Origin of the sequence: Dactylosporangium sp. NPDC000244 (assembly GCF_040300725.1) — a bacterium.
Lineage (GTDB): Bacteria > Actinomycetota > Actinomycetes > Mycobacteriales > Micromonosporaceae > Dactylosporangium.
On the sequence record NZ_JBEPEH010000007.1, the window covers coordinates 1 to 14924 of the forward strand.

Genomic DNA, 14924 nt, shown 5'->3' on the forward strand with positions numbered 1-14924 from the left:
CCTCCACGAGCCACAGCCGGTCGCGCACGACCACGAACCGCTCCCTGCTCGCCGCCGGGTCGGGCCGCGGCCCGGTGATGGTGACCCCGCGCCGCTCGGCGACGTACCCGATCTGCTCCCAGTCGACGGCAGCGGCAACCTCGCACCAGTGCCACCAGGCGAGCATCGAGCGCGGGCAGCTGCCGGCGGGGTTGGGAAACCACCAGACCATCTGCCGGTCCCCGGCCCGATGCGGCTCCGCGGCCGGTTCGAGCCCGTCGAGGTAGTGGTCCAGTTCGTCGTAGGCCTTGCCGCCGAGCACATGGAACCACTGCGCGAACGTCCGCATCTCCTCCCACACCGCCACGCGCGCCGCGTCGACGTCACCGTCGCCGTCAATGCCGATCGAGAACCCGATGCCGCCCATGCGCGCGGACGCTACCAACCGCCCGCAAGCCGTCCGGCCACCCGCACGGCGTCGAGGAGCGGGCCGCAGTCGACGACGCGCCGACCCGCTCGTACAGGTCGCGGACCTCGCCACGGCCGTCCACCACTACACCCTCAACACCGAGCACCGATCGACACGCGGGCCGAGCTGGAGCGCCCGCCGGCGGCGTGTCGGCTATGTGACCAATCAGCTCCCGGGGCCGGGGCAACCTTGGCCGCGACCTGCGGAAACACGCCGACGTCAAGGTTTGACACCCGCGTCTAGCGTGAGCGCTTCGTGATCATTGAAGGAGCATTCATATGAAGCGTCTTGCGCTACCCATAGCCCTGCTCGGCCTGGCCCTGACCGCCTGCAGCGATCCCGCCGACACTCCCGCCGCCGACACCCCCGCCCCGGCGGCCTCCACAACCGCGAAGGCCGCCGCGTTCCCGAAGGGTGAGACGGGCGCGAAGGCCCTGATGGAGGCCCTGCGCGCGGCCGACGGCGCGGAGACGGTGAAGACCCTCCAGCCCACGGCGGCCGACTACGCCGCGGTGTTCACGGACGAACTGGCATCGAAGGCGGAGTCGTACTACAAGACGAAGGTGTGGAACGGCCAGAAGGTCGAGCTGGCCGGCTCGGCGTCCCAGACGGACCTCAAGCTGTACCAGGCCACGACCGAGGACATCCAGAAGTGGACCCCGGCCGTGGAGCGCGACTTCCCGGGCGGCTATGAGAAGCTCGGCGCCCACCTGCGGCCGGGCCTCACGGTGTACCGCTGGAAGTACACCGAGCCGGGCCAGGACACGGGCCGCGCCTACGAGGGTCTGGTGTACGTGAACGACCACTGGATCTGGGTCCCGAAGGCCTGGGAGGTCCTGGAGCAGTGACGGCCTCCGCCGGGCGGTCGTGGCGTCGGGCAGCGTGAGTGCCTCGAGTGGATGGTCTTGAGCGGCGCGCTCTTCAACGCAAAGAAGTCGGACGGGCCCTTGAGGCTCGTCCGACTTCGGAAGGGCGGTGATACGCGCGGCAGGGGTCAGGCCGCCACCATGGCGGTCGCGGCGCGTGCCAGGACTCGGCGGGAGTGTGTGTGAGCGTGCGGATGGGAGTCGCACGGGGCCGGGTGCAGCTTCGGATGGGCCCGCAGGCTGATGGAGAGGTCGCGGGCGGCGAGGACTCGTTTGAGGGACGCCAGCAGGGTCTCGTCGCCGATGAAGGCGGCCACCGTCGTCACCACCCCGCTCTGGGCGAAGGTGAGGCGGACGGGCACGACCGGTACGCCGGCATCGACCGCGGCCTGGAACATCGCCGGGCGGAAGGTCCCGCCCATGCGCCCGCACCAGGTCGTGCCCTCCGGGAAGACCGCGACCACGCCGCCGGCCGCGATGTTGCCGCGCACCTCCGCGACCGTCGACGGGAGGCTCTTCGGGCGGGAGCGGTCCACGAACACGGTGCCGAGCGTCGCGGCCAGGCGGCCGATGAGGGGCCACGAGCGGACCTCGCGCTTGGCCAGCAGGCGGGCCGGCGCGTGGGCGAGGATCACGATCACGTCCAGCCAGCTCACGTGGTTGGCCACGAGCAGGGCGCCGGACTGCGGGATGCGGCCGGTCGCGGAGTGCTTGATGCCGAGGCCCGCCAGCACCGAGCGGGCCAGGGCGCGCTGGGCGCGGATCAGGCCGCGCTGGGGCAGCAGGGCCAGCACCGGCACCGAGAGTGCGGCCAAGAGCAGCACGGCGCCGGTGACCGCGATGCGCTTGGCCACGATCAGGCGCGAGACGTGCCGGTCCGAGGCGGCCGGCAGGCAGTCCGCGCCGCACGTCGAGCGAGGCAGCCAGAGGCTGTCCATGACCGCCATGGGGTCACTCCTGTCCGAGGAAGTGGCGCATGTACCGCGGGTTGACCCGATCCAGCGACAGCAGCACGTAGAAGTCGGCGCAGTCGAAGTCGGGGTCGTGAGCCGGCGCGCCGCCCACCCAGGCGCCCAGGCGCAGGTAGCCCTTGAGCAGCGGCGGCACGTTGACCTTGGCCGGGGGCTCGAGGTCGCAGACCCACGGGTTGCGGGGGCGCACCCGCCAGGCGCTCGGCACCAGGTGCTTGCGCTGGGCGAGGTCCCAGACGCCCGCGGCGGTCGCGCCGCCGTCGGCCAGCGGGACCGACGCGCAGCCGCCGAGCCAGCGGTGCCCGTGCAGGTGCATGTAGCGCGCGATGCCGGCCCACATGAGGTTGATGACGGCGCCGCTGCGGTGGTCGGGGTGCACGCAGGAGCGGCCGGTCTCGACCAGGCCCTCGCGCAGCTGGGCGAGGCCGGTGAGGTCGAACTCGGTGTCGGCGTAGAGTCCGCCGGCCGCGGCCGCCCGGTCCGGCGGGAGCATACGGTAGGTCCCCACGACCTCGCCGGTGAGCTCCTCGCGGATGATCAGGTGGTCGCAGTGCTCGTCGAACGCGTCGGTGTCGAGGCCTTCCTCGGAGCCGTGCAGGGTGGCGCCCAGCTCGCCGGCGAAGACGTCGTGGCGGAGCCGTTGTGCGGCCCGGACCTGGGCGCCGTCGGTGGCCACCAGCAGGGTGTAGCGCTGCAAGTCGCCCAGCTCTTGCGGGCCGGCGGCGACGGCGAGAATCGTCATGCGTTCGGTGTAGGCGTCGAGGTCTGCGGATGGCTGACGCTCACAGGTTCGCCTGATGGCGCGCGGGTGAACTGTCGCTACCGTGGTCAGCCATGGCGGGATATTCAGGCACACCGTTACCCAAGAAGCTCGGGATCCACGCGGGACATCGCGTCCTGCTGGATGGCGCCCCGCCCGGGTTCGACCTCGCGGAGCTGCCCGCGGACGTGGTACTCCACCGCCGCAGCACGCCGGGGCTGTACGACGTGATCGTCCTGTTCTGTCCCGACTCCGCCCGGTTGCGCCGCCGATGGCGGGTTCTGCACCGGCTCACCCCGCCCGCCGGCGCGCTCTGGGTGGCCTGGCCGAAGCGCGCCTCCGGGATGGCCACCGATCTCGACGAGAACATCGTTCGCGGATATGCCCTGGCCAACGGGCGCGTGGACGTTAAAGTGTGCGCGATCAACGAAACCTGGTCCGGGCTCAAACACGTCATCCGCGTGGCGGATCGACCCTAGATCGCACGCAACTTGTCCGGACATGCCATATTGGCGCCTTCACCTGTCTCACGGAGGGAGCGGCGCGTTGTCCAACGGGCAGATCGTCGTCTCCGGCCTGACGAAGCAGTACCGCAACGTCAGAGCCGTCGACAATTTGTCGTTCGTGGTCGAGCCGGGCCGCGTCACCGGGTTCCTCGGGCCGAACGGTGCCGGCAAGACCACCACCCTGCGCATGGTGCTCAACCTCGTCACGCCGACGTCCGGCACCGCGACCATCGGCGGGCACCGCTACGCCGACGTCGCCGAGCCGTTGCAGCTGGTCGGGGCGATTCTTGAGGCCTCGGCCGCGCACAAGGGCCGCACCGCGCGCAACCACCTGCGCTGCGTCGCCGCGGCCGGCGGCTTCCCCGCCTCGCGGGTCGACGAGGTGCTGGAGCTGGTCGGGCTCACCACCGCGGCCAAGCGCAAGTTCCGCGGCTACTCGCTGGGCATGAAGCAGCGCCTCGGCATCGCGCAGGCGCTGCTGGGCAACCCGAAGGTGCTGATCCTCGACGAGCCGGCCAACGGCCTGGACCCCGAGGGCATCCGCTGGATGCGCGGGCTGCTGCAGGGCCTGGCCCAGCAGGGGCGCACGGTGCTCGTCTCCAGCCACCTGCTGTCGGAGATGGAGATCCTCGCCGACGACGTGGTCATCATCGCCGCGGGCAAGCTGGTCACCCAGGGCCCCGTCGAGAAGATCATCGGCCAGGGCTCGACCCAGGCCACGGTGCGGGTGCGCACGCCCAACATCCAGGAGCTGGTCACCGCGGTGCGCGAGGCCGGCGGGACGATCAACCCCGGCAGCACCGGCGCGCACATGATCACCGGCCTGGACGCCCCGGCCGTGGGCAAGCTCGCCCTGCAGGCCGGGGTCGAGCTGCACGAGCTGGTCGCCGAGCGGCCCGACCTGGAGCACGTGTTCCTCGAACTGACCCAGGGAAGGGCGGACATCCGATGATCCGGCTCATCCGCAGCGAGCTGATCAAGCTGCGCACCACGAACATGTGGTGGATCTTCCTGCTGTGCTCGGTGGCGTTCGTCGGGCTCGCGCTGCTCATCAACACCGCCCAGGCGGACTCGGACCTGTCCACGCCGGACTACCTGAACCAGGCCCCGCCGCCCGGGATGTCGCCGCAGGACCAGGCCGACTTCCTGGCCCAGCAGCAGGCCGCGAAGGACGAGGCGGCGGCCAACCACACCGGGGCCGGGCTCGCCCGCATCGCCGCCAACGTCTACACGTCGGGCCAGTTCTTCGGCCTGATGATGGTGATGCTGCTGGCGATCCTGCTGATCACGAACGAGTTCTACCACCAGACCGCGACGGCGACGTTCCTGGCGACGCCGAAGCGCACCAAGGTCATCGCGGCGAAGCTGATCACCGGCGGCGCGATGGCGGTGATCTTCTGGCTCATCGCCACCGTGATCAACGTCGTGGTCGGCGCGATCTTCTTCTCCAGCGAGGGCGTGGCCAACAGTCTGGGGCACTGGACAGCGCAACAGGCGATCCTGCTCAACCTGCTGGTGTACGTCCTGTGGGGAATCTTCGGCATCGGCATCGGGGTGCTCATCCGCAGCCAGATCGGCGCGACGATCACGGCCGCGGTCGTCTACACCATCGGCACCTACGCGGCGCTGGCCATGCTGGCACTCATCCGGACGTACCTCATCAAGGAGGACTGGGTGATGGAGGCGGCCGTCTACATTCCGCCGCTCGCCTCCGAGCATGTGGTCGGCACGCTGAGTGGCCAGGTGGGCGACACCCACCTGCCCGCCCGGTGGGTCGGTGTCGTGGTGCTCGTCGGCTGGGCGGTGATCCTGGGCACAATCGGCACCCTGATCACCCGCAAGCGCGACATCGCGTGACGGTGCGTGACCGGGTGCTCGCAGCACCGCCTCAAGAGTTGCGCAAGAAGTAACTGCAAGATCTTGGACAACTGTGGCCGCCCGAGGGCGGCCACAGTTGTAAGGGTAGGACGTCAGGCCGCTCGCCAACATGGTCACTCCGGCGGCGTCGGCGACGAACGAGCGTTAGGCAGCGCGTAGCCTAAAGGACCGGACATCCGTAACCCCTAGCAACTCGCGTTTGGAAGAGGCGATCAAGAGCCGTGTCGACCCAAGCGACCAACTCGCAGGAGAATCCGCTGGCGGGATTTGGCCCGAACGAGTGGATCGTCGAGGACATGTACCAGCGGTACCTCGCGGACCCGGCCAGCGTGGACTCGGCGTGGCACGACTTCTTCGCGGACTACAAGCCCGCCCCGGACGTCGCCGAGGCCGCGGCTCCGGCTAAGCCCGCCGAGAAGCCGGTCGAGAAGAAGGCCGCCAAGCCCGCCGCGCCCGCACCGGCGGCCAGGCCGGTCGAGAAGGCCCCCGAGAAGGCGGCGGAGAAGAAGGCCGTCCCGGCCACCAAGCCCGCGCCGACGCGGGAGGCCCCCGCCCCCGCCGGCGGCGCGAAGCGCGTCCCGCTGCGCGGCGTGGCCGCTCGCATCGTGCAGAACATGGACGCCTCGCTCGAGGTTCCCACGGCCACGAGCGTGCGCGCCGTGCCGGCCAAGCTGCTCTCCGACAACCGGATCGTGATCAACAACCATCTCGCCCGCGGCCGCGGCGGGAAGGTGTCCTTCACGCACCTGATCGGATACGCGCTGGTCCGGGCCATCGCCGCGCACCCGGAGATGAACAACAGCTTCGCCGAGATCGACGGCAAGCCGAACCTGGTCGAGCCCGAGCACCTCAACCTGGGCATCGCGATCGACCTGGCCAAGCCGGACGGCTCCCGCACCCTCGTCGTGCCCAGCATCAAGGGCGCCGGGGACATGGACTTCCGCCAGTTCTGGTCGGCCTACGAGGACATCGTCCGCCGCGCCCGGCGCAACGAGCTGACCATGGACGACTACGCCGGCACCACGATCTCGCTGACCAACCCGGGCGGCATCGGCACCGTGCACTCGATGCCGCGGCTCATGACCGGGCAGGGCACGATCATCGGCGTCGGCGCGATGGAATACCCGGCGCCCTACGCCGGCATGTCCGACGAGACCCTGGCCGAGCTCGGCATCAGCAAGATCATCACGCTGACCAGCACCTACGACCACCGGATCATCCAGGGCGCCCAGTCCGGCGAGTTCCTCAAGGTCATGCACGAGCTGCTGCTCGGCGAGCACGGGTTCTACGACCAGATCTTCACCGCGCTGCGCATCCCGTACGAGCCGGTGCGCTGGGTCCGCGACGTCGCCCGCACCTCCGAGGGCCAGATCGACAAGGCGGCCCGGGTCGTGGAGCTCATCCACGCCTACCGGGTGCGGGGCCACCTGATGGCCGACACCGACCCGCTCGAGTTCCGCATCCGCCGGCACCCGGACCTCGACGTGCTCGAGCACGGGCTGACCCTGTGGGACCTCGACCGCGTCTTCCCGGTCGGCGGGTTCTCCGGCAAGCAGAAGATGAAGCTGCGGGCCGTGCTCGGCGTGCTGCGCGACTCCTACTGCCGCCGGGTCGGCGTCGAATACATGCACATCATGGACCCGGAGGAGCGGCGCTGGATCGCCGAGCGGGTCGAGAAGCCCTACGAGAAGCCCGGCACCGACGAGCAGAAGCACATCCTCAACCGCCTCAACGCCGCCGAGGCCTTCGAGACCTTCCTGCAGACGAAGTACGTCGGGCAGCGCCGCTTCTCCCTGGAGGGCGGCGAGTCGCTGATCCCGCTGCTCGACGAGATCCTGCAGAACTCGGCCGAGGGCGAGCTCGACGAGGTCGTCATCGGCATGGCGCACCGCGGCCGGCTCAACGTGCTGGCCAACATCGTCGGCAAGCCGTACGAGAAGATCTTCTCCGAGTTCGAGGGCCACCTGGACCTGAAGTCGGCGCACGGCTCCGGCGACGTGAAGTACCACCTGGGCATGACCGGCAAGTACACGCACCCGGACGGCGAGCACGCGACCACCGTCTCGGTCGTCGCGAACCCGTCGCACCTGGAGGCCGTGAACCCGGTGCTCGAGGGCATCGTGCGGGCCAAGCAGGACAAGATCGACCTCAAGCTCGAGGGCTACACCGTCCTGCCGCTGCTCATCCACGGCGACGCGGCCTTCGCCGGCCAGGGCGTCGTGGCCGAGACGCTGAACCTGTCGCAGCTGCGCGGCTACCGCACCGGCGGCACCGTCCACGTCGTGGTCAACAACCAGGTCGGGTTCACCACCGCGCCGGAGTACTCGCGCTCGTCGCTCTACTCGACCGACGTCGCCCGGATGATCCAGGCGCCGATCTTCCACGTCAACGGCGACGACCCCGAGGCCGTCGTGCGCGTGGCGCGGCTGGCGTTCGAATACCGCCAGGCGTTCAACAAGGACGTCGTGATCGACCTGGTCTGCTACCGCCGCCGCGGGCACAACGAGGGCGACGACCCCTCGATGACCAACCCGCTGATGTACGCGATCATCGACCAGAAGCGCTCGGTGCGAAAGATCTACACCGAGGAGCTCATCGGCCGCGGCGACATCCCGATCACCGAGGCCGAGGCGCTGCTCAAGGACTACCACGAGCAGCTCGAGACGGTGTTCAAGGCGACCCGGGACGCCTCCAGCTCGCCCGCCGCGCGCCTCACCCGGCTGCGCGAGCCCGAGGCCGAGCCGGCGGTCGAGACCAAGATCGATGAATCGGTACTGCGGGCGATCGGCGAGGCCCACGTCAAGCTCCCCGACGGCTTCACCCCGCACAAGCGCGTCCAGCAGCTGCTCGACCGCCGCGCGAAGATGGCCGCCGAGGGCGACATCGACTGGGGCTTCAGCGAGATCATCGCGTTCGGCTCGCTGGTCCACGACGGCGTCACGGTCCGCCTCTCCGGCCAGGACTCGCGGCGCGGCACGTTCGTGCAGCGCCACGCCGGGATCGTCGACGCCGAGACCGGCGCGGACTACATGCCGGTGTCGTCGCTGATCAAGGACAACGCGAAGCTCTTCATCTACGACTCGCTGCTGTCGGAGTTCGCGGCGATGGGCTTCGAATACGGCTACTCGGTGGAGAACCCGGACGCGCTGGTCATGTGGGAGGCGCAGTTCGGCGACTTCGTCAACGGCGCCCAGTCGATCGTGGACGAGTTCATCTCCTCCGGCGAGGTCAAGTGGGGCCAGCTGGCCTCGGTCACGCTGCTGCTGCCGCACTCGCACGAGGGCCAGGGCCCGGACCACACGTCGGGGCGGCTGGAGCGGTATCTGCAGCTGTGCGCCGAGGACAACATGCGCGTGGCGGTGCCGACCACCCCCGCGAACCACTTCCACCTGCTGCGCCGCCAGGCCCTGTCGCCGAAGAAGAAGCCGCTCGTGGTCTTCACGCCCAAGTCGCTGCTGCGGCACCGGCTGTGCGTGTCGGGCGTCGAGGACTTCACCACCGGCACCTTCTCCACGGTGCTGGCCGACCCGGGCGTGAAGGGCACCGCGCTGGACCCGAACGCGGTGAAGCGGGTCCTGCTCTGCTCGGGCAAGGTCTTCTACGACCTGCTCCAGGCGCGCACCGACCGCGGCATCACCGACACGGCGATCCTCCGCGTCGAGCAGCTCTATCCGATGCCGATCGAGGAGCTCAAGGCGGCGCTGGAGCAGTACCCGAACGCCGAGGACTTCGCCTGGGTCCAGGAGGAGCCGGCGAACCAGGGTGCCTGGTCGTTCATCGCGCTCAACCTGCTCGAGCAGCTGCAGGGCGTGGGGCTGCGCCGCATCTCCCGGCCGGCCGCCGCCGCACCCGCGGTGGGCTCGACCAAGCTGCACGACGCCGAGCAGCAGGCGCTGATCGAGGCGGCCCTGCCGAAGCCGTGACAGCGGTTCGGTAACTTCCGGGGGCACGGCGGCGACGCCGTGCCCCCGTTTCGTATCTTCCGGAAGGACGCGTCATGTACTTCACCGATCGCGGCATCGAGGAGCTGGCCCAGCGCCGCGGCGAGGAGGAAGTCTCGATCGAGTGGCTGGCCGAGCGGCTGCGCGACTTCGTCGACCTCAACCCCGAGTTCGAGACGCCGATCGAGCGCCTGGCCGTCTACCTGGCGCGGCTGGACGACGAGGACGACGAGTAGGCCGGTCCGTCCATTTCGGACATTTGCCACAATTCGGCAGATTGATCAGCGGGCGCCTATCCCCCTGAGGGTAGCCACGTCGTCCAAATGGTTCATCCGGTGACATCCTGGTGTAGTCCGGCAAGCCAATCGAATGTCCCCAGTCGGGCGATATGGGTTTAGCACGAGCGGCCCTTACATTTTCCTCGTGCCCGCTCGTCGCACCCGAACCGCAACCGTCACGCTGCTGACCGCCGCCCTGCTGATCCTGGGCGGCGCCTTCGCCGCGTCCGGCAGTGACGACAGCGGCACGCCCTTCACCACCGCGGCCGGTGCGACCGCCGTCGACGCCTCCGCCAAGGCCCCGCACGCGGTCGGCGTGCGGCACTTCAGCTTCGCGCGCGGCAGCCGGTCGCTGCCGACGACCGTGTGGTATCCGGTGCGCGGCTCCGCCCGCCAGACCCGCGGCCGCGTGCAGGTCGACGCCACGCCCCTGCCCGGCGAGTTCCCGCTGATCCTGTGGAGCCACGGCTTCTACAGCAACCCGCAGATGCAGGAGGGCATGACGAAGTTCCTGGCCGAGTCCGGATACGTCGTCGCCGCCCCGGCCTATCCCTTCACGAAGAAGGACGGCCCGAAGTTCGACAAGACCGACGTGCCCAACCAGGCCGTCGACGCCTCGTTCGTGATCACGCAGATGATGAAGGCGGGCAACCCGCTCGCGGACAGCATCGACCCGGACCGGCTCGGCGCGATCGGGCACTCCGGCGGCGGCACCACGACCGACTGGCTCTTCACCGGCAAGCGCGACCCGCGGCTCAAGGTCGGCGTGATCTTCGCGGGCCGGCCGACGACGGCCTACAAGGGCAGCCCCGTGCCGCTGCTGTTCGTCCACGGGGACAAGGACCCGGTCGTCGCCTACAGCCAGGGCCGCGAGTCCTACGGCAAGAACCCGTGGCCCAAGGCGTTCCTGACCATCGAGGGCGGCGAGCACGGGGCGGGCACGAACGACCCGGAGCGCGGCCACGTGCAGGTGCTGGCCACGCTGCTGGACTTCCTCGACTTCGCGCTCAACGGCGATGACGTGGCCTGGATGCGGCTGACGAACGACGCCACCCTCCCGGGCTTCACGCACTTCGAATCCTCGGGGATCTACGCGGAGCGCGGTGCTCAGCCGAGCGCGACGAACAGCACGATCGCGAGCACCACGACGACACCGACGCCGACGCCGACCCAGAGCAACGTCTTGGAGCTCGCGGGCTCGGCCGGCTGATTCCTGCTGTGGTCCACCCACGCCTGGAACGCCTGAGTGTTCTGACTCGGGTCAATACGCTCATCGGGCATGGCCGACACACTACCGAGCGTGTCGGGGCCGCCAGGTCCCGAACAGTGTCGGATTGCGGGCATACTCCCCCGGTCGGGGTACTCCACCCGGTCAGACCGAGGCCGGGTCCTCGGCGGGGGCGGTCTCGCCCGCGCGGTCGCGCGTCAGCAGCCGGCGCAGCAGCACCCCGAGGCCGATGAGCGCGAGGCCGAGCAGGAAGAACGCGACGGTGAAGCCGAGCGAGGTCTCGGTCACGCCGAGCCCGCCGAGCTTGTTGACGTCGATGAACGGGTACGGGTACTCGTGCACGAACGCCCCGCGCACGAGGGCGAACACCAGGTAGGCCAGCGGATAGCACAGCCACGCGGCCGCGTACCACCACCGCACCCGCTCCCGCTCGACGACCAGCCAGGTGATGGCGGCCAGGATCGGCACGGCCGAGTGCAGCAGCAGGTTGTGCAGCGTGTGCGCCCCGGAGTCGGCCTGGTAGAACGGGCTGGACGGGTTCGCCAGCAGGGTGTGGTACACGATCCCGGTGATGCAGCTGTAGAGCGTGGCCGCGCCGCGGACCCAGGCGGGCACCGGCCGGAACACGGCGACCGCGGACACCACGGCGATGATGACGGCGCTCTGCACGGTGAAGTAGACGAACGAGCCCCAGTCCCCGTGGTTCCACACCTGCAGCGCGACGATCCCGGCCACCGCGCACACGGCGGTCAGCGCGCGGAACACGACAGTCATGCGCCGGAAGGTAGCCGGATTTCGCCCCGCGGGGAAGCGGTCGTTCGCCGAGCCCGCCCGTACCGTTGGTGCCATGCGCCGACTCGCCGCCGCCGTATGCCTGTTCGCCCTGCTCAGCGGCTGTTCGACGGCCCCGGCGCCGGCGCGCCGGGCGGTCGCCTCACCCTCGGTCGCGCCTTCGCTGGCGGGCGGGCTGGCCCCGGTACAGCTGCCGCCGTCCCTGACGCTGCCGCCACCGGGGCTCTCCGTGTCGTCGCAGCAGGTGACGTACACCCGTGAGAGCCGCATCCTGCGCACCGTCGTCTGGACGCCGGACCGGGCCGGGCGCTACCCCGCGGTCCTGTTCAGCCACGGCCTCAACGGCACTCCGGAGGGGTTCGCGCCGCTGCTGAAGAGCTGGGCGGCGGCCGGGTTCGTGGTGATCGCCCCCGCCTACCCGAACACGACCCGGGGCGCGGCGCACTTCGACGTGTACGACGTGCTGAACCAGCCGGCCGACGCGAGCTTCGTGCTCGGGCAGGTGCTCGCGGGCCCGCTGGGCAAGCGCATCGACGCCGGGCGCCTGGCCGCCGCGGGCCACTCGGCGGGCGCGATCACGACGGTCGGCCTGTTCACGTCCGGGCGCGACAAACGCCTGCGCGCGGGGGTGGTGCTGGCCGGCAGCGGCCTCGGGGTGGGCACCGAGTTCCAGGGCACCCCGGCGGCCCTGTTCTTCGTCCACGGCGACGCGGACCCGCTGGTGACCTACGACAGCGCCAAGGCGACGTACGACCTGGTCCCGTGGGCGAAGGCGATGCTGACCATCCCGGGCGGCAACCACGACGACCCGTACCTGAGCCCGTCCTCGACGTCGTACCCGACGGTCGCGAAGAGCACGCTGGAGTTCCTGCGGCTGGAGCTGTACGGCGATACCGCGGCCCGGTCCGCACTGGCGCCCACCGCCGACCTCGACTCGCACCTCTGAGCCGGCCCGCGGCGCACCCGCCGGGGCACAAACGCCGCGGCGCCCCGGCCACGAGAGGCCAGGGCGCCGCGAGCAGGGCATTCAGCTGGTGTGGTCCAGCACGACCTTGCCGAAGACGTCGCCCGAGTGCAGCAGCTCGAACGCCTTGCGCGCCTCCGAGAACGGCACCACCGAGTCGATCACCGGGCGGATGCCGGTGCGCGCGAGCAGGGCCATGAGGTCGGCCAGCTCCTCCGGCGTGCCCATGCTCGTGCCCAGGATCTCCAGCTGCAGCGCGAACATCCGGCGCAGGTTCACCTGCGGCAGGTGACCGCTCGTCGCGCCGGAGACCACGATCCGCCCGCCCGTCTTCGCGCACTTCATCGAGTGCTCGAAGGTGGCCTCGCCCACCGTCTCCACCACGACGTCGACGCGCTCGGGGAGGCGGCCGCCCGGCTCCACGGCCGTCGCGCCCAGGGCCGCGATGCGCTCGCGCTTGGCGGCGTCGCGGCTGGTGGCGTACACCCGCGCCCCGAGGGCCGTCCCGATCAGCACCGCGGCCGTGGCCACGCCGCCGCCCGCGCCCTGCACGAGCACCGCCCCGCCGGACTCGAGGCGGCCCTTGGTGGTGAGCATGCGGTAGGCCGTGAGCCAGGCCGTCGGCAGGCACGCGGCCTCGGCGAAGGTGAGCTCCGCGGGCTTGGGCACCAGGTTGTACGCCGGGACGGTGACCTTCTCGGCGACCGTGCCCTGGTAGTACTCCGAGAGGATCGTGAAGTCGCCCTTCTCGTTGTAGACCACCGGGTAGACGACGACCTCGGCCCCGTCCGGGCCGATGCCCGCGGCGTCGCAGCCGAGGATCATGGGCAACTGCTCCTCGCGCAGGCCGACGCCGCGCAGGGACCACAGGTCGTGGTGGTTGAGCGCGCTGGCGCGCACGTCCACCACGGCCCAGCCGTCCCTGGGCGCCGGCTCGGGAGCGTCGCCGACCTCGAGCACGGCGAGCGGGTCGGCATCGTTGAACGCGGTTGCGAAAGCGGCACGCATACCCAGGACCTTAACTCTCGTTAACGGGTGACGCCGTCGCGGCGGGCCGCCTCGGACACCGCGGCCGCGACCGCCGGGGCCACCCGCGGGTCCAGGGCGCTCGGCACGATCGTGTCGGGCGCGAGCTCACCGGCGCCGAGCACGCCGGCGATCGCCTCGGCCGCGGCGACCTTCATGCCGTCGCTGATGCGGGTCGCCCCCGACTCCAGCGCCCCGCGGAAGATGCCGGGGAAGGCCAGCACGTTGTTGATCTGGTTCGGGAAGTCGCTGCGGCCGGTGGCGACGACGCTCGCGTACCGCGCCGCGATCTCCGGGTGCACCTCGGGCGTGGGGTTGGCCAGCGCGAAGATCGCGCCCTCCGGCGCCATGCCCGCCAGCGCCGCCTCGCCGATCGTGCCGCCGGAGACGCCGATGAGCACGTCGGCCCCGCGCAGCGCGGAGGCGATGTCGCCGGTCACGCCGCCGGCGTTGGTCTCCGCGGCGAGCGCGGCCTTGGCCGGGTTGAGGTCGGTGCGGCCCGTGTGCAGGCAGCCGCGCGAGTCCAGCACGATGATCTCGCCCGCGGCCGCGCCGCCGCTGATCAGCATCCGGGTCACCGCGATGCCGGCCGCGCCCGCGCCGCTGACCACGATGCGCAGGTCGCCGAGGCCGCGCCCGAGCACCTTGCAGGCGTTGCGCAGCGCGGCGAGCACCACGATCGCGGTGCCGTGCTGGTCGTCGTGGAAGACCGGGATCGGCAGCGTGTCCTCGAGCCGCCGCTCGATGTCGAAGCAGCGCGGCGCCGAGATGTCCTCGAGGTTGATCCCGCCGAAGGACGGCGCCAGCGCGGTCACGATCCGCACGATCTCGTCCGGGTCCTGGGTGTCGAGGCAGATCGGCACCGCGTCCACGCCGCCGAACTGCTTGAACAGCACGGCCTTGCCCTCCATCACCGGCATCGCCGCGCGCGGGCCGATGTTGCCCAGGCCGAGCACCGCGGAGCCGTCGGTCACGACGGCGACGGCCTTGCCGACCCAGGTGAGCTGGTGGACGAGCGACTCGTCCGCGGCGATGGCCTCGCAGACGCGGGCGACGCCGGGCGTGTACGCCAGGGAGAGGTCCTCGCGGGTGGACAGCGGGACCGTCGACTGCACCGAGAGTTTTCCGCCGACGTGCAGGTCGAAGACGGGATCGGACACGGGATCGGACACGGGATCGGACACGGGATCGGACACGGAATCGGACACGGATGTCAGCACCGGGGGCTCCTTTGCCACGGTTTGCGATACAGGAAGGACGCGCGGC

Annotated in this window: 14 protein-coding genes; 8 read left to right on the forward strand and 6 right to left on the reverse strand. The window is 70.7% G+C overall.

The annotated features are described in order from the left end of the window. On the reverse strand, positions 1 to 406 hold a 406-nt coding region (locus ABT369_RS11185), incomplete at its 3' end, for a hypothetical protein (protein WP_350611602.1). Between the two features lie 320 nt (positions 407 to 726). On the opposite strand from ABT369_RS11185, the gene ABT369_RS11190 reads away from it, so the two are divergent. Beyond that, entirely contained in the window at positions 727 to 1296 is a 570-nt protein-coding gene (locus ABT369_RS11190) for a hypothetical protein (RefSeq protein ID WP_350611603.1), read from the forward strand. 146 nt (positions 1297 to 1442) lie between these two features. On the opposite strand, the gene ABT369_RS11195 is transcribed toward ABT369_RS11190, so the two are convergent. After that, positions 1443 to 2261: a lysophospholipid acyltransferase family protein gene (locus ABT369_RS11195; protein ID WP_350611604.1), complete on the reverse strand. Its 819-nt coding sequence runs from the start codon at positions 2259 to 2261 to the stop codon at positions 1443 to 1445. A gap of 4 nt (positions 2262 to 2265) precedes the next feature. Further along, the gene (locus tag ABT369_RS11200) at positions 2266 to 3027 is read right to left on the reverse strand and encodes a GNAT family N-acetyltransferase (protein WP_350611605.1); all 762 of its coding nucleotides are present in this window, start codon (positions 3025 to 3027) and stop codon (positions 2266 to 2268) included. Between the two features lie 92 nt (positions 3028 to 3119). On the opposite strand from ABT369_RS11200, the gene ABT369_RS11205 reads away from it, so the two are divergent. The 6 genes from ABT369_RS11205 to ABT369_RS11230 all read left to right on the forward strand — a co-directional run bounded on the left by ABT369_RS11205 (position 3120) and on the right by ABT369_RS11230 (position 10858). Further along, positions 3120 to 3524 (forward strand): DUF3052 domain-containing protein, encoded by a 405-nt coding sequence (locus ABT369_RS11205; RefSeq protein ID WP_350611606.1) that lies wholly within the window; start codon positions 3120 to 3122, stop codon positions 3522 to 3524. A gap of 67 nt (positions 3525 to 3591) precedes the next feature. Next, a complete protein-coding gene (locus tag ABT369_RS11210; protein WP_350611607.1) occupies positions 3592 to 4503 on the forward strand; it encodes an ABC transporter ATP-binding protein in 912 nt (303 codons plus the stop codon). After that, positions 4500 to 5408 carry a DUF2705 family protein gene (locus ABT369_RS11215; RefSeq protein ID WP_350611608.1) on the forward strand — a complete coding sequence of 303 codons (909 nt, stop codon included), beginning with the start codon at positions 4500 to 4502 and terminating at the stop codon, positions 5406 to 5408. The genes ABT369_RS11210 and ABT369_RS11215 overlap by 4 nt, the downstream gene beginning before the upstream one ends. A 242-nt stretch (positions 5409 to 5650) precedes the next feature. Next, positions 5651 to 9352 (forward strand): multifunctional oxoglutarate decarboxylase/oxoglutarate dehydrogenase thiamine pyrophosphate-binding subunit/dihydrolipoyllysine-residue succinyltransferase subunit, encoded by a 3702-nt coding sequence (locus tag ABT369_RS11220; RefSeq protein WP_350611609.1) that lies wholly within the window; start codon positions 5651 to 5653, stop codon positions 9350 to 9352. Between the two features lie 74 nt (positions 9353 to 9426). Then, on the forward strand, positions 9427 to 9606 hold the full coding sequence (locus tag ABT369_RS11225) for a DUF6104 family protein (RefSeq protein WP_350611610.1): 180 nt from the start codon (positions 9427 to 9429) through the stop codon (positions 9604 to 9606). A 187-nt stretch (positions 9607 to 9793) separates the two neighbouring features. Further along, positions 9794 to 10858, forward strand: coding sequence for an alpha/beta hydrolase family protein (locus tag ABT369_RS11230; protein ID WP_350611611.1), 1065 nt, complete (start codon positions 9794 to 9796; stop codon positions 10856 to 10858). Positions 10859 to 11020: 162 nt separating this feature from the next. Here ABT369_RS11230 and ABT369_RS11235 read toward each other — a convergent pair whose 3' ends face one another. Continuing rightward, positions 11021 to 11650, reverse strand: a complete 630-nt coding sequence (locus ABT369_RS11235; protein ID WP_350611612.1) for a Pr6Pr family membrane protein — start codon at positions 11648 to 11650, stop codon at positions 11021 to 11023. A gap of 73 nt (positions 11651 to 11723) precedes the next feature. Between ABT369_RS11235 and ABT369_RS11240 the strand changes: the two genes are divergently transcribed. Next, positions 11724 to 12614, forward strand: coding sequence for an alpha/beta hydrolase family protein (locus tag ABT369_RS11240; RefSeq protein ID WP_350611613.1), 891 nt, complete (start codon positions 11724 to 11726; stop codon positions 12612 to 12614). An 81-nt stretch (positions 12615 to 12695) separates the two neighbouring features. Here ABT369_RS11240 and ABT369_RS11245 read toward each other — a convergent pair whose 3' ends face one another. Continuing rightward, positions 12696 to 13640, reverse strand: a complete 945-nt coding sequence (locus tag ABT369_RS11245) for a zinc-binding dehydrogenase (protein ID WP_350611614.1) — start codon at positions 13638 to 13640, stop codon at positions 12696 to 12698. Positions 13641 to 13660: 20 nt separating this feature from the next. After that, on the reverse strand, positions 13661 to 14842 hold the full coding sequence (locus ABT369_RS11250; protein WP_350611859.1) for an NAD(P)-dependent malic enzyme: 1182 nt from the start codon (positions 14840 to 14842) through the stop codon (positions 13661 to 13663). Positions 14843 to 14924 lie beyond the last annotated feature (82 nt).

What these genes read in the sequence shown, in the direction of transcription:
- ABT369_RS11190 (WP_350611603.1), top strand. Translation starts at nt 727, where the DNA reads ATGAAGCGTCTTGCGCTACCCATAGCCCTGCTCGGCCTGGCCCTGACC.
- ABT369_RS11195 (WP_350611604.1), bottom strand. Translation starts at nt 2,261, where the DNA reads ATGGCGGTCATGGACAGCCTCTGGCTGCCTCGCTCGACGTGCGGCGCG.
- ABT369_RS11200 (WP_350611605.1), bottom strand. Translation starts at nt 3,027, where the DNA reads ATGACGATTCTCGCCGTCGCCGCCGGCCCGCAAGAGCTGGGCGACTTG.
- ABT369_RS11205 (WP_350611606.1), top strand. Translation starts at nt 3,120, where the DNA reads ATGGCGGGATATTCAGGCACACCGTTACCCAAGAAGCTCGGGATCCAC.
- ABT369_RS11215 (WP_350611608.1), top strand. Translation starts at nt 4,500, where the DNA reads ATGATCCGGCTCATCCGCAGCGAGCTGATCAAGCTGCGCACCACGAAC.
- ABT369_RS11225 (WP_350611610.1), top strand. Translation starts at nt 9,427, where the DNA reads ATGTACTTCACCGATCGCGGCATCGAGGAGCTGGCCCAGCGCCGCGGC.
- ABT369_RS11235 (WP_350611612.1), bottom strand. Translation starts at nt 11,650, where the DNA reads ATGACTGTCGTGTTCCGCGCGCTGACCGCCGTGTGCGCGGTGGCCGGG.
- ABT369_RS11240 (WP_350611613.1), top strand. Translation starts at nt 11,724, where the DNA reads ATGCGCCGACTCGCCGCCGCCGTATGCCTGTTCGCCCTGCTCAGCGGC.
- ABT369_RS11245 (WP_350611614.1), bottom strand. Translation starts at nt 13,640, where the DNA reads ATGCGTGCCGCTTTCGCAACCGCGTTCAACGATGCCGACCCGCTCGCC.